Source organism: Streptomyces hainanensis (assembly GCF_004348415.1).
Taxonomy (GTDB): domain Bacteria; phylum Actinomycetota; class Actinomycetes; order Streptomycetales; family Streptomycetaceae; genus Streptomyces; species Streptomyces hainanensis.
The window spans coordinates 1-13,381 of the sequence record NZ_SMKI01000033.1 but is presented as its reverse complement, the minus strand read 5'-3'; the positions used below and the strand labels follow the sequence as shown (position 1 = coordinate 13,381).

Annotated in this window: 11 protein-coding genes and 2 pseudogenes; 5 read left to right on the top strand and 8 right to left on the bottom strand. The window is 73.8% G+C overall.

What is annotated here, in order from left to right; all coding sequences use genetic code 11:
* Positions 1–2: 2 nt before the first annotated feature.
* From E1283_RS05105 to E1283_RS05095, 3 genes are read right to left on the bottom strand one after another with little or no spacing between them, the layout of a single operon-like run.
* Positions 3–899 carry an aminoglycoside phosphotransferase family protein gene (locus E1283_RS05105; RefSeq protein ID WP_132816657.1) on the bottom strand — a complete coding sequence of 299 codons (897 nt, stop codon included), beginning with the start codon at positions 897–899 and terminating at the stop codon, positions 3–5.
* A 58-nt stretch (positions 900–957) separates the two neighbouring features.
* The gene (locus E1283_RS05100; RefSeq protein WP_132816656.1) at positions 958–1,659 is read right to left on the bottom strand and encodes a bleomycin resistance protein; all 702 of its coding nucleotides are present in this window, start codon (positions 1,657–1,659) and stop codon (positions 958–960) included.
* 24 nt (positions 1,660–1,683) lie between these two features.
* Complete coding sequence (locus tag E1283_RS05095; protein WP_132816655.1) at positions 1,684–2,262, bottom strand: peroxiredoxin-like family protein; 579 nt, start codon at positions 2,260–2,262, stop codon at positions 1,684–1,686.
* A gap of 74 nt (positions 2,263–2,336) precedes the next feature.
* On the opposite strand from E1283_RS05095, the gene E1283_RS05090 reads away from it, so the two are divergent.
* A complete protein-coding gene (locus E1283_RS05090; RefSeq protein WP_132816654.1) occupies positions 2,337–2,960 on the top strand; it encodes a TetR/AcrR family transcriptional regulator in 624 nt (207 codons plus the stop codon).
* Between the two features lie 517 nt (positions 2,961–3,477).
* Here E1283_RS05090 and E1283_RS05085 read toward each other — a convergent pair.
* The 3 genes from E1283_RS05085 to E1283_RS05075 all read right to left on the bottom strand — a co-directional run bounded on the left by E1283_RS05085 (position 3,478) and on the right by E1283_RS05075 (position 7,053).
* Positions 3,478–5,127: a hypothetical protein gene (locus E1283_RS05085; RefSeq protein WP_132816653.1), complete on the bottom strand. Its 1,650-nt coding sequence runs from the start codon at positions 5,125–5,127 to the stop codon at positions 3,478–3,480.
* Between the two features lie 8 nt (positions 5,128–5,135).
* Positions 5,136–5,831 (bottom strand): ABC transporter ATP-binding protein, encoded by a 696-nt coding sequence (locus E1283_RS05080; RefSeq protein ID WP_243744602.1) that lies wholly within the window; start codon positions 5,829–5,831, stop codon positions 5,136–5,138.
* A gap of 196 nt (positions 5,832–6,027) precedes the next feature.
* Entirely contained in the window at positions 6,028–7,053 is a 1,026-nt protein-coding gene (locus E1283_RS05075) for a LacI family DNA-binding transcriptional regulator (protein WP_243744601.1), read from the bottom strand.
* A gap of 67 nt (positions 7,054–7,120) precedes the next feature.
* On the opposite strand from E1283_RS05075, the gene E1283_RS05070 reads away from it, so the two are divergent.
* Both E1283_RS05070 and E1283_RS05065 read left to right on the top strand, forming a co-directional pair.
* Positions 7,121–8,647 carry an alpha-N-arabinofuranosidase gene (locus E1283_RS05070; protein WP_132816652.1) on the top strand — a complete coding sequence of 509 codons (1,527 nt, stop codon included), beginning with the start codon at positions 7,121–7,123 and terminating at the stop codon, positions 8,645–8,647.
* 107 nt (positions 8,648–8,754) lie between these two features.
* Positions 8,755–9,009, top strand: coding sequence for a hypothetical protein (locus tag E1283_RS05065; RefSeq protein ID WP_132816651.1), 255 nt, complete (start codon positions 8,755–8,757; stop codon positions 9,007–9,009).
* Between the two features lie 52 nt (positions 9,010–9,061).
* Here E1283_RS05065 and E1283_RS05060 read toward each other — a convergent pair whose 3' ends face one another.
* Both E1283_RS05060 and E1283_RS05055 read right to left on the bottom strand, forming a co-directional pair.
* Entirely contained in the window at positions 9,062–10,243 is a 1,182-nt protein-coding gene (locus E1283_RS05060) for an IS701 family transposase (RefSeq protein ID WP_132816650.1), read from the bottom strand.
* A 236-nt stretch (positions 10,244–10,479) separates the two neighbouring features.
* On the bottom strand, positions 10,480–11,397 hold the full coding sequence (locus tag E1283_RS05055) for a helix-turn-helix transcriptional regulator (protein ID WP_132816649.1): 918 nt from the start codon (positions 11,395–11,397) through the stop codon (positions 10,480–10,482).
* A gap of 477 nt (positions 11,398–11,874) precedes the next feature.
* Here E1283_RS05055 and E1283_RS05050 point away from each other — a divergent pair.
* Together E1283_RS05050 and E1283_RS38550 are read left to right on the top strand one after the other, a co-directional pair.
* Positions 11,875–13,179 (top strand): annotated as a pseudogene (locus E1283_RS05050) (ankyrin repeat domain-containing protein); the annotation flags it as partial.
* A gap of 76 nt (positions 13,180–13,255) precedes the next feature.
* Positions 13,256–13,381 (top strand): annotated as a pseudogene (locus tag E1283_RS38550) (winged helix-turn-helix transcriptional regulator); the annotation flags it as partial.

Here is a 13,381-nt window from a genome sequence, read left to right as displayed (position 1 = left end):
CGCTACGCGCCGTCCGCCAGGACCTGGCGGAGCGCGTGGGAGGTCTGGCGGATCATGCCGGGGTTGGTGTCCCAGTAGTACGGCATGGCGATCACCGCCTGGGCCAGCGCCCAGCCCCGGCCGCGCAGCCAGGACGCGTCGTCGGCGCCCAGCTCCGCGCGGAACCGCCGCCGGCTGGCGCCCTCGAAGCTGTTCCACGCCGGCTGGAGGTCGCAGGCCGGGTCGCCGACGTTCAGGGTGCCGAAGTCGATGACGGCGGACAGCCGGCCGTCGACCACCAGCAGGTTGCCAGGCAACAGGTCGCCGTGCACCCACACCTCGGGCCCGGTCCGGACCGGGGCGGCCAGCGACTCCTTCCAGCGGCGCAGCGCCAGCGGGCCGTCGATCCGGTCGCCCAACTCGGCGATCGACCGCCGCACCCCCTCGTCGAGCTCGGCCAGCGGCGCGCCACGGCTGCCGGTGGGGCGCGGGTGCGCGCCGGTGGTGTCCAGCTGGCGCAGCGCGAGGACGAACGCGGCCAGGTCGACGGCGGCCCGCTCCAGGTCGTCGATCGTGCCGTTGGCGGTGTCGCCGGGCAGCCACTCGCACACCGACCAGGGGAACGGATAGCCCTCGGCCGGGTGCCCGAGCCCCAGCGGTGCCGGGACGGCGAGCGGCAGCCGGGGGGCGAACCTCGGCAGCCACTCGGCCTCCCGCGCCCCCTGACCCGTCGCACCGGGGACGCGGGGCAGCCGCACCGCGAGCCGGTCGCCGACGCGGTAGATGTCGTTGTCGGTGCCGTACGACTCCACCAGCTCGATCGGCAGCTCCGCCCACCGCGGGAACTGCCCGGCCAGCAGTCGCCGCACCAGCGCGGGGTCGGTCTCGATCTCGTCGGCGTGCATCCTGATCCTTGCCACGGCGCGATCATCGGGGCTCGCCCGGCCGGCGGGCAACCCGGTTTCGGCGGCGGCCCGGTCAGCCGCGCAGCTCTGTCAGCCGTTCGAGCTCGCCCCTGACCGACTCCCGTTCCGCCGCGGTGAGCGCGACCGCCGCCGCCCGGTCCAGCGAGGCCGTGGCCGTCGCGTCGTCGCCCAGCCGGCCGGCCGCCTCGACGCGCAGCACCAGGAGCCGCACCAGCTGGGTGGGCGTGGGCCGTTCGTCCGGCAGGTCGAGCACCCGGTCGATGATCTTCGCGCCCGCCGCCGGATCCTCCTTGGAGTCCACGAACAGGGTGGCGTGGTGGAGGGCCCGCGCGAACGTCTCCCTGGGCGCCGGCCGGTGGCGCGGGTCGTCGCTGGTCGGCTGCCCGACCCGGAGGCAGTTGCCGGCCGGGTCGGTCATCAGGAACTGCCGGACGCCGTACGACATGTCCTTGAGCTGGCCGATGCGGGGCAGCCCCCGGGTCGGTATCCGCCCGTAGGCGGCCCGCAGCCCGGTGCGGAACGCCTCGTGGAGCGTGTCGACGTCGTCGGTCAGCACGTAGCAGTTGCTGAGCGAGGCCGCCGGGTCGTACTGCTTCGTCCCGAAGAACTGCAACTCGATGTCGCCCCGCTCGACGACCGCGTACGGGTAGGGGCTCCGCTGCAGGAAGGTGGTCTCGAACCCGAGGGCGGTGTAGAAGTCCAGCACCGGCTGGAGGCTCTGGCACGGCAGGATCGGAATCGTTCGCTCGGTCATGCCACCCAGTCTAGTCAAGTTTGACTAGGCGGCGCGTCGCGCGTGTTCGAGCAACTCGTCGACCGACCACTGGTCGTACGCGTGCTCGCCGTACTTCACGGCGACGACGCGCCCGTCGCCCGCGACCAGGAAGTCGGCCGGCAGCCCGAGCCTGCCGCCCGCCTGCCGCCGCGCGGGCAGGCGCTCCCGGCCGCGCAGCACCGCCACGGTGCCGCTGCCGATCGCCCGCGCGATCGGCCACCAGGCGCGCGGGTTCAGCAGCGCGCGGGGTGCCGACTCCACGCCGAACTCGACGTACAGCCGCTTCGTCGGGTCGGCGACGACGGCGAACGGCAGCTCGGCCACGTGCGGCAGCAGCTCGGCGGCGGGGGAGTGGAAGACGGCGACCTCCAGGACGCCGGCCGCCTCGATCTCCACGTGCCGGCGGGCCACGGACCGCAGGTGCAGGTTGCAGACCGGGCAACCGGCGAAGCGCCGGAACTGGAGGTGGACGAGCCGGCCGGGGGTCGGGACCGCCACCGGCGGGCCCTGGACGGGGGTGAGCTCGCGGGCCGCGAGGGTCTCGCCGGCCGCTGTCGGGCGTCGGGCACTGGTCGTGGACACGATCGTTCCTCCTGGGGTAGGCGTACGGCATACGCTCTCCCAGAGTAGGCGTATGCCGTACGCTGTCAACCGTCATGCCCCGCCCGCGCTCACTCACCCACGACCAGCTGGTCGCCGCCGCCCTCGCCGTCATCGACCGGGAGGGGCTGGCCGGCCTCTCGATGCGTGCCGTCGCCAAGGAGCTCGGTGTCAGCACCATGGGGCTCTACCGCTACGTCGACGACCGGGACGAGCTCGAACGGCTCGTCGTCGAGTCCGTGCTCGGCGCCGTCGACACCACGCCGCCGCCCGCCGACGCGCCCTGGCAGGAGCGGGTCGCGACGATGGTGCGGCGGCTGCGCGACGCCGTCGGCGCCCGGCCGGGCGTCATCCCGCTGACCGTCACCCACCGCCATCGCTCGCCCGGCGTACTCCGCTGGTCGGAGACGGTGCTCGGCATCCTGGACGACGCCGGCTTCGCCGGCGCCCGCCGCGTCGTCGCGCTACGCGCCCTGCTCGGCTATCTGATCGGCGCGCTCCAACTCGAACACCTCGGGCCGCTCTCCGGCGCCGGCACGGCCACCCTCGCCGCGCTGCCGTCCGCCGACTTCCCGCACCTGGCCGACACCGCCCACCACGCCCACGAGGTCGGCGCCGACGAGGAGTTCCACGGCGGGCTCGACATACTCCTGCGGGGGCTGGCGGAGGCGCGGGGCTAGGGCGTGTCCGGGGTCCGTCGTCGGGATCGTCCGGTGGTCGGCCGAGGCCGCCGACCGGAGAGGCGCTCGCGGTGCCGACGATCCCGTACGCGTCGGCGCGCAGGGGCGGGGACCGGGGTCGGTTCGTGCCCAGCGGATCCGGCCGCCGGTCTTCCAGCCGGGGGCGTGGCAGAGGTTGTTCAGGTGGAGCTCGCCCGGGTCGTCCGCGTACGAGTGGTACAGCGCGGGGGGAAGAGCGCGGTCACGTCGACTGGCCGCGGCGGGGTGGTACGGACGGCGTTCACAGCGTCGATGCTGCCAGCAGCCTCTGACAACGGGTGCGCCGCTTCCGGCGGTTGATGTGCCGTTCGACGGTGCCGCGCCCCGCCTGTGGGGCTCGCGGCCGACGGCCACGGCGGTCTGCTGGCACGGGGATCACCGCACGGGTGCCGCGCCCGCTCGCGGGCCGGCCCGGTTCGGGGCCGTCCGGGGCGACGCGGCGCACGACGCGGTAGCCGGTCGGACGGCGAGCGGCCGTCTACCCGGCGACGCTCGCCCGCGCCGCCGCCCAGCGCAGCAGGACCGCGGCCAGCGGCCAGCAGACGGCCGGGGCGAGCCAGCCGCCGGCCGCCGGCAGCAGCGCCGCCAGCGCCACCACCGCGGCGATCGGGCCCGACAGCTGCCAGACCGCGGCGACCGCCGCCGACCAGCGGCCGAGCGCGCCGCCCGCCAACAGCCAGAGCGGCAGCGGGCGCTGGTGCGCCGCCACCAGGCCCGCCGCCAACAGCACCGGGACCGCGGCGAGGAGCGCCGGCAGCGTCCCGAAGGCGAGACCGAGCGGCACGGCGACCGCCGTCAGCACGACGCCCGGCAGCAGCGTGTGCCGCATCGCGAGGCCGGCGGCCGTGCCGGGCCACCAGAGCCGGGCGCGGCGCGGGTCGTCGGCGTCGAGCCTGGCCGCCTCGAGCAGCCGGGCGCCCGCCGCGTAGCCGATCGCCGCGGCCAGCGCGGTCGCCCCGACCGTCCCGGCCCGCAGCAGCACCGCGGCCACCAGCAGCAGCGGCACCGCCCACCCCACGCGACGCGGCTCGGCGAGCAGCGCCACCGCGCCCCGCCACGGCACCGCGAGCGCGCGTGAGCGCGGCGGCCGCAGCCGCCGGCGCCAGCCGGCGAGCCGGGCCCCGGCGGCCCCGCCGCCGGCCGCGCCGGCCAAGGCCAGCCGCATCGTGCGCGGTTCGAGGGACAGCGCCGCGGCCAGCACCCGCATCGCCGCCCGGGACCTGGCCCGCAGCATCGCCGCCGGCATGCCGGTCACCAGCCACCGCGCCGGCGCCAGGGCGGCCACCACGGCGGCGCCGAGCAGGCAGGCCGCCACCGGCCAGCCGGGCGTGCCACCGGAGACCGCCGCGAGCGCCGGTTGGCCGGCCCAGCCCCAGGGGCCCGACCACCGCAGGACGTCCGCGACCCGGGGCGCCGCCGGTTCGCCGGCCACCGCGAGCACCGCGAGCAACCCCGCGACGCCCAACGCCGGCACCGCGAGCCAACGGGCCAACCGGGCGGCGGCCGGCAGGCGTTGCACCGCCACCGCCACCCCGCCGGCCAGCAGCGCCACCCCGACGGCCGGCGGGCAGGTGGCCAGCAGCAGGGGGCCGACGTCGCCGAGACCGGCCGCCGCGAACACCAGCGCCGCCCCGAGGCCGGCCACCAGGCCGGCCACGCACAGCACCCCGAGCGACAGCAGCAGCCACGGTCGCAGCAGCGGCCAGCGCGGCACCGGCATGGGCAGCAGCCAGTCCGCGTCGTGCCGCGGCAGCACCACGGGGCCGCGCCACAGCGCGTCCAACGCCGCCAGCGCGAGCGCCGCGAGCGACAGAGCAGGCAGGGCGTACGGCGCCCCGTCCGCGATCGGGCCCGCCTGCTCCACGAAGGCGCCACCGCGCTCGATGGAGAGGAGGAGACCGAAGAGGTAGGTGCCGCCCCAGGCGCCGAACAGCACGGTCGTGACGTACACGGTGTAGCCGGCCCGCCGGAGCCGGCCGGCGCCGCGCCTGGCACGCAGCCACTCCAGCGCACCGCCGGGCGACGCGGGCTCCGGCGGCTCGGGCCCCGGCGCCTCGGGTTTCGACGACGCGGGTTTCGACGACGCGGGTTTCGACGACGCGGGTTTCGACGACGCGGGCTCCGACATCGCGGCCGTCATTCGGCGAGCACCCGTTCCGGCGCGCCCTCCGCCACCACGTGGCCGTTGTCGAGCAGCAGCACCCGGTCCGCCACCGCGCGCGCCAACTCCCGGTGGTGGGTGGCGAACAGCAGCGTCGCCCCGGCCGACCGCCGGGCGGCCAGCGCCCCCGCCAGCCGCTCCCGCGCCGCCGGGTCGAGCCGCTGCTCGGGCTCGTCGAGCAGCAGCAGGTCGTGGGGACGCAGCAGCGCGGCGGCCAGCAGCAGCTCCTGGAGCTGTCCCGAGGACAGCTCGGTGGGCAGCGCCTCGGCCCGCCCGACGAGGCCGTGCGCGGTGAGCGCCGCGTCGACGGCGGCTTCGCCGTCCGGGACGCCGTGCCCGACGGCCACCAGCTCCAGATGCTGGCGCGCCGTCAGGTCGGGGTAGCAGGCCAGCGCGTCGCCGACGACGGCGACCCGGGCGCGGACCGTCGGGTCGTCCTCGTCCATCGGCGCCCCGTCGAACCGCACCAGGCCCGCGGTGGGCCGGTCCCGGCCGGCCGCCAGCCGCAACAGCGTCGACTTGCCCGAGCCGTTGTGCCCGAGCAGCGCCACCGCCTCGCCGCGCGCCAGCTCCAGATCCACCGGCCACAGCACCTGACGCTCACCGTGGTGCCGGCTCACGCCGGCCAGCGTGAGCAGCGCGTCCCGTTCGCTGATCGTGTCCACCCCCACCGGTCGTCGACTGCCGACCACCGTACGTCAGTGCGGCTCGGCACCTTGACACGGCGGGGGTCGCGTGCGAGCTTCTTGTATCGATACAACACGGTCGTCGCCGGGCTCGTGTATCGATACAGGAGCGGGAATGGGGGGTTGGGACATGGAGCGCCACGGGGGCGAGGGCGGTGCGGGACGCCGCCGGGCGGGCCGGTCAGCCGCCGGTGGACTCGCGGACCACCAGCCGGTGCGGCCCGGTGAACTCCTCGAACGCCCCCTCGGGGCGCCGGCCGGCGATCCGCTCGGTCAGCATCCGGAGCGCCGCGTCGGCCATCTCCGAGTGCCCGGGGGCCACGCTGGACAGCGACGGCACCGCGTACGCCGCCTGCTCGATGTCGTCGAAGCCGATCACCCGCACGTCGTCCGGCACCGCGAGGCCGTGGTCGGCGAGCGCCCGCAGCGCGCCGAGCGCCAGGGTGTCGGTCAGGCAGACCAGGCCGTCGAACGCCACCCCGGCCGCCACCAGCGCGCGCACCCCGGCCGCGCCGCCGCCCAGGGTGAACTCCCGTTCCACCACCAGCTCCTCGCGCCAGGGCAGCCCGGCCTCGGCCAGCGCGCTCCGGTAACCGGCGGTGCGCAGCGAGCCGGCGCTCACCCCGGGGCCGAGGGTGCCGCCGAGCACCGCCACCCGGCGGCAGCCGCGCTCCACCAGGTGGCGGGTGGCGTCCAGGGCGCCCGCCACGTTGGCCATCGCCACGTGGTCGAGCGCGCCGGCGCCGCTGAGCCGCTCGCCGAGCGCCACCACCGGGAACCCGGAGATCTCGGAGCGCAACTGCTCCGCGTCCTCGTTGCCCAGGCCCACGGTGGAGATGATGAGCCCGTCGTACATCCGGAGCCGCGAGTGGGTGAGCGCGCCGAGCTCGCTCTCCCGGGTGGCGCCGGTCTGTTCGACCACGATCTGGTAGCCGAGCCGGGTGGCGCCCTCGATCAGCAGCGCGGCGAGCTGGCCGAAGTACGGGGCGTCGACGCCGGGCACGGCGAGCCCGATGATCCCGGTGCTGCCCGAGCGCAGGTTGCGGGCCGCCACGTTGACCCGGTAGCCGAGCCGGTCGATGGCCTCCAGCACCCGGTCGCGGGTGGTCTCGCTCACGTAGCGGTGCCCGTTGACGACGTTGGAGACGGTCATCACGGAGACCCCGGCGGCCTTCGCCACCTCGCTCATCGTCACCCGCGCCGCCATGCGCCGATTATCCACGCCTGACCGACCACACCGAACGATCCTTCCGCACGACCACGAGAGGTCCCGCATGACCCAGCGCACCGCCACCGCCGTCATCAACGTCGACATCGAGGGCCCGACGATCAGCCGCCACGTGTACGGCCACTTCGCCGAGCACCTGGGGCACTGCATCTACGAGGGCTTCTACGTCGGCGAGGACTCCCCGATCCCCAACGAGGGCGGCATCCGGCTCGACGTCGTCGAGGCGCTGCGCGCCCTGGACATCCCCAACCTCCGCTGGCCGGGCGGCTGTTTCGCGGACGAGTACCACTGGAAGGACGGCATAGGCCCCCGGGAGGGCCGCCCCCGGATGGTGAACACGCACTGGGGGAACGTCGAGGAGAACAACCACTTCGGCACGCACGAGTTCCTGGCCCTGTGCGAACTGCTGGGCGCCGAGCCGTACATCAGCGGCAACGTGGGCAGTGGCACGGTCCAGGAGATGAGCGAGTGGGTGGAGTACCTCACCCGGGACGGCGACAGCCCGATGGTGCGGCTGCGGAAGGCCAACGGCCGCGAGGACCCGTGGAAGGTGCGGTTCTGGGGTCTCGGCAACGAGACCTGGGGCTGCGGCGGCAACATGCGCGCCGAGTACTACGCGGACCTGGCCCGCCAGTACGCGACCTACTGCCGTGACCACGGCGACAACAAGCTGTACCGCATCGCGGCCGGCGCGTCCGACGCCGACTACGCCTGGACGGAGACGCTGATGAAGCAGATCAGCTGCTTCGGCTGCGAGGCGACGCCGAAGAACTTCTTCCAGGGGCTGTCGTTCCACTACTACACCATGGCCGGGTCGTGGGACGCCAAGGGCAGCGCGACCGACTTCGACGTCGAGGACTACTACCGCACGATGGTGGCGGCCCGCCGGATCGACCGGCTGATCGCCGGCCACTCGGCGGTGATGGACTGCTACGACCCGAACCGGAAGGTCGGCCTGGTCCTGGACGAGTGGGGCACCTGGTGGGACGTGGAGCCGGGCACCAACCCGGGCTTCCTGTACCAGCAGAACACCCTGCGCGACGCCCTGGTGGCCAGCACCCACTTCGACGTCTTCCACCGCCACGCCGAGCGGCTGGTGATGGCGAACATCGCGCAGACCGTCAACGTCCTGCAGGCGATGGTGCTCACCGAAGGCGAGCGGCTGGTGCGCACCCCGACCTACCACGTCTTCGAGATGAACAAGCGCCACCAGGACGCCGCCTCGCTCGCCGTGCACCTGGTGACGTCGGGCACCGGACGCCCGGTGGCGGACGGGGAGTTGGAGACGGTGTCGGCCTCGGCCAGCGTCCGGGACGGCGAGCTGCTGGTGTCGTTGACCAACCTGGACGCCGAGGCGGCCACCGAGCTCACCCTCGACCTGCGGGGCGGCACGGTGGACGAGCCCACCGCGCGGCTGCTGACCGCCGACCGGCTCCAGGCGCACAACACCGGCGACGACCCGGACGCCGTCTCGGCGCGGCCCTTCGACGGCGTGACCAGGACCACGGACGGCGGGCTGCGGCTCACGCTGCCGCCGCACTCGTTCGTCACGGTCGCGGCCCGCCTGCGCTGACCCCGCCCACGGAGGAGGAGAGGGAGCGCGGCCGGCGCCGCCGCCGGCCGCGCGCCCTCGGTGAGCTGCCGGCCGCCGTGGTCCGGCCGTCTCGCGACCGACCGGAGGTGCGTGCGGCCGAGGCGGCCGACGGTGCTCGCCGGCTCGCCGCCCAGGTGGCCGTGTCCGCCGCCGAGCTCGCCGCAGGATCGCTGCGCGGTGGCCCGAAGGCGGACGTCGTGCGGCGCCTGTTGGGCACCGTCACGGAGTTGTCGCGCCAGACCGGGCGCGGCGACATGTCGAGCACGATGGTCGGTTCCGTCTACGGGGATCCGCTGCCCGGCATGTCCGTCGAGTCCCTGACCGGTACCGGCACCCGCTGACCGGCCGGTCGCGCCGCCGCGGGCCCGCCGCGGCGGCGCACCCGGGTGCGCGTCAGCAGGCGCACGCCTCGAGAGCGTCCCACCCCACGTGCGCGAAGACGGACGCCGCGGAGACCATCGTCATGTGATGGTGCCAGCCACGGAACGAACGCCCCTCGAAGTCGCGCAGCCCGAAGTGCCGGTCCAGCTTCTGGATGCCGTCCCGCGCCCTGGCCTCGAGCCTGGCCAGCGCCATCACGTCGTCCACGCGATGGCTCATCAGGTTGGTGACCCAGAAGCGGGCCGGCTCGCCGTCGGGGGACATCTCGGTCAGCAGTCGCGCGATGCGGGGTGGCGCCCCGTTGGGCATGGGGATCTTCGCGAGCGAGGAGCGGACGAAGGTGTGCCGCGCGGCCGGGGAGGCCGGGGGCACGGTGTGGCGCCGATGGCCGGTGAGGGCGGACAGCCCGCGGCCGGCCCGGATGACGGTTTCGAGCGGCCGGAGCGGGAAGTCGGCCCGCGGCCTCGGCTGGGGGAGCAGGCCCGCGCCGGCGGCCTCGGCGAGGGCCTGGTCCACCTCCAGGACGAACGCGACGTCGTCCTGCGTCGCCAGCTCCGCGACCAACTCGTCGGCCCTGCCGAGATGGCGCATGTCGGCGACGATCGGCGCCGGCATGAGTGCCCAGCGGTCGGCCATCTCGCGCACCATGTCCGCCGCTTCGAGCCACTGCGGCCGCGTCTCCACGTGGTCGGGGATGCCGGCGGACTCGCGGATCTCCGTGGACCCCCAGGACTTGGGCAGCAGGATCCGCCAGTTGACCGGGACGCTCGCGTCGTCCGTGACGATGGAGGCCGCGAGCCCGATCTGGCAGTTGACCAGCCGGCCGGCCTCCGGCAGGAACTGCCGCCCCACCCCCACGGAGCGGTCGCCGCGCTTGGGTATGACGACGCGGCTCAGGACCCACGCCCTGGGTGGTGCCACGGACTGGACGTAGCGCGCGAGCACCGCCCTGACCGGGCCCCAGCGCCAGGGGCTCTGATTGATGAATTGTTGAAGAGATTGATGTGCCGGCGTCGCGAGAATGCTCTCAGCGATCTTTCGCACGGATTTCTTGCCCGGCACGGACAGCAGACCCCGTAGATAGACCTCGGCCCATCGTCTTTGATCGACGCGAGGAATGGCACAGAATACTTCGCCGGCATATGAGGCTATGGGATCTCGGGCGATTCTCGGAACGACATCATTTGTAAGCATGGCGTCACACCCCGTTCTCGCTCGGTCGTGGTCGGTTTCATGCTTCACTACGCTCGGCGGCTCGGCAAACTTGACCTAACGTAGTTGCCAAAGGTTGGTGAAGCGGGTGGTAATGGTGAGGCTTACGCTAACGCCTCTCCGCTGTTTCGATTTGCGCAAAGTCGGGACCCCGCTCCGTGGCCCACGTGGTCGAAGACCGATCTCCTTGATCGGATTGTCGACCTCCGGTTAACGGTTCAGCCGGAACCGCGCGGTCGCTGGACGTCGACCTCGGGGAACGGACGGAGCTTCCAGCGCGGCGCGGGGATCCGGGACGGGCCGCCCTCGGTGTTCAGGGTGATTCTGGCGAGTTCGTCGAGCGCGTCGTGGGAGGGGCTGCCCGGGGGTGCCGTGTAGACGACCAGGTGCTGGTCGGGGCCGTCCGACAGCCGCAGGGACTCGTAGTCGAGATGGAGCCGCCCCACCAGGGGGTGGTCGAACTCCTTGCGGCCGCTTCCCCGGTCGAGCACGTCGTGCCTGGCCCACCAGGTGCGGAACTCCTCGCTCTTGACGGAGAGTTCGCCGACCAGCGCGGTGATGCCCGGATCGTCGGGGTACCGCCCGACCGAGGCCCGCAGGTGGGCGATGCCCTGCCGGGCCACGGTCTCCCAGTCGACGTACAGGGACCGGGCGGCGGGCATGCAGAACACGTGCCAGAGCAGGTTGCGTTGGGGTAACCGGAGGCTGCCGAAGTCCACGGCCAGCACGGCGGAGCCCATGCTGTTCCAGGCCAGGACGTCCATCCGCCGGCCCATCACGTAGGCCGGCGTCGGGGTGAGGGCGGCGAGCAGCTGGTGCACGCCGGGCCGTACCCGCTCCACGGTGACCGTGCGCCGGGGGCTCTCGGCGCGGGCGAGCAGGTAGAGGTGTTCCCGCTCGTCGGGGTTCAGCCGCATCACCCGGGCCAGGGCGTCCAGCACGGTGGGCGAGGGGCGGCCGGCCTTGCCCTGCTCGAGGCGGATGTAGTAGTCGACGCTGATGCCCGCGAGCTGGGCGACCTCGGCCCGGCGCAGACACGGTGACCTGCGCCGTCCCGCGGGCAGGCCGTGCTCCTCTGGTCGGGTGCGGTCACGTCGTGAACGGAGGAAATCCGCCAGTTGGCCTCGAGTAGTCATGCCTGGAGTCTCCCTCAGGACGGGTTGGTGATCTAAGGCTCTGACGGACACACGCCATGCCAGCACTGGCAGTACCAGCATTGGGCGGGCTCTTCCCGTCGAATGTCCGAGCTTGGAGGATCTGGGTGAGTCGCCGGCCGAACGCGCGGGACTCCAGGCTTTCCCCCGGGGCCTGGGGCAACCCGACGTCGGCCGGCGATCTTTGTTTGTGACGTGCCGTGGTCCGCCGTGGTGCGCCGTGGTGTGCGGCACGGGGGTGGTACGGCGTAGCCGGAAGGCCGTCGCCGACACACCTGGCTCGCCCTCCGAACGATACTCCGTGAAGTTGCACAGAAATCAACGGAATTCACGGGTTCACTGTCCTGGGTCGGGGGTCCGGAGTTTACTCGTGGCGTCGGCCTGAACGGCACCCGGCAGAGGGGGCGGCAGGCCCGCGTAACCCATGGATTCGCCGTCCGAGCAGCTTATGGAGATCCCATGTCCCAAACGGAGCGCACCCGTGCCGTGGTGACCCGCCTATTCGCCGAGGTGGCCGGCGGAAATGTGGCCGCCGTGGTGGAGTCGCTATCGCCCGACGTTATCTACGAGTTCGCCGCGACCGAACAGAACGCCGTGCTTCCCGACGTCGGGGTGTGGCGCGGCAGGGAGGCGATCGCCGACGCCGTGCGGCGGCGGGCCGCGGTCGTCGACACCAGCGACAGCGGGATTCAGGTGCTGGCCGAGGGGGACCGCGCCGTCGTGGTCACGCTCCGCCGGATCACCCACAGGACCACCGGCGCGAAGGCGGGCTTCGCCCACTCCTCGCTGCTGACCGTCGGCGACGACGGGCTGGTGAGCGCCTGGCGGGTGCTCTCCGACAGCGCGGACGAGGTCGCCGTGTTCCGCTCGGACCTGGAGGACCGGCTGCTGGCCGCCGTCGCCGCCGGCGGCGCGGACGAGGTGGACCGGCTGCTGGCGTACGGCGCCGACCCGAACCACCGCGTCGCGTCTGCCGGCCTGACGATTCTGCAGATCGCGGCCGGTCGCGGCGACGCCGCCGTCGTCCGGTCCCTCGTCGCGGCCGGCGGCGACGTCCACTCCACGGACGACCGGGCCGGCGGCACCGCCCTGCACAAGGCCGTCCAGCGCGGCGACCTGGACACCGTCCGGGTGCTCGTCGAGGCCGGCGCCTTCGTGGACGCGATCGCCACCACCACGGGACACACGCCGCTGATCGACGCCATGTGGTACAAGTGGCCCGACATCGTGGCCTATCTGCTGGACCGCGAGGCCGGGCTCAACATGCCCACCCACTACGGCTTCTCGCTGCGGCAGCACGTCGACTACGCGCTCAACGTCAACGTGCACGGCAAGGACCGGCTGGAGGCCGGCGACCGGCTGCTCCAGGCCAGGACCGCGGCCGACCAGCGGCGGGTCGAGACGCAGCGGCTGATGGCCGCCGTGGTGGTCGGCGACGTCGCGGGCGTCGGGACGCTGCTGGCCGCCGGCGCCGAGGTCGACGAGCGCTTCCCCGTCGTCAACGGCTTCAACGACAAGCACACCCCGCTGCTCGTGGCCTCCCGCGACGGCCATCTGGAAATCACCCGGCTGCTGTTGGCCGCCGGCGCCGACGTCAACGCCACCGAGCCGACGTTCGGCGCCGTCCCCCTCCACAAGGCCGTCTACAACGGCCACGCGGACATCACCGCCCTCCTCGTCGAGGCGCCCGGCGTCGACATCGACTACCAGGGCGCGACCAACGGCTACACGCCCCTGCACGACGCGATGTGGCACGGCTTCGAGGAGTGCGCCCGGGTGCTGCTCGCCGCCGGCGCCCGCACCGACCTGCTCGGCTTCGACGGCCCCTGGCACCCCGCCGAGCCGGAAGATGCTGACCCAGACCCTGCGCGGGCTCGAACGGGACGGGCTGCTGACCCGCACGGTGACCTTGTCGATGCCCGTCCGCGTCGACTGCGAGCTCACGCCGCTCGGCCACTCCCCGCTG

Bases quoted from the DNA above. Each gene is read 5' to 3' on its own strand.
- E1283_RS05090 (WP_132816654.1), top strand. From the start codon at position 2,337: ATGCCCCGCCCGCGCTCACTCACCCACGACCAGCTGGTCGCCGCCGCC.
- E1283_RS05075 (WP_243744601.1), bottom strand. From the start codon at position 7,053: ATGGCGGCGCGGGTGACGATGAGCGAGGTGGCGAAGGCCGCCGGGGTC.
- E1283_RS05060 (WP_132816650.1), bottom strand. From the start codon at position 10,243: ATGCTTACAAATGATGTCGTTCCGAGAATCGCCCGAGATCCCATAGCC.
- E1283_RS05100 (WP_132816656.1), bottom strand. From the start codon at position 1,659: ATGACCGAGCGAACGATTCCGATCCTGCCGTGCCAGAGCCTCCAGCCG.
- E1283_RS05070 (WP_132816652.1), top strand. From the start codon at position 7,121: ATGACCCAGCGCACCGCCACCGCCGTCATCAACGTCGACATCGAGGGC.
- E1283_RS05055 (WP_132816649.1), bottom strand. From the start codon at position 11,397: ATGACTACTCGAGGCCAACTGGCGGATTTCCTCCGTTCACGACGTGAC.
- E1283_RS05085 (WP_132816653.1), bottom strand. From the start codon at position 5,127: ATGTCGGAGCCCGCGTCGTCGAAACCCGCGTCGTCGAAACCCGCGTCG.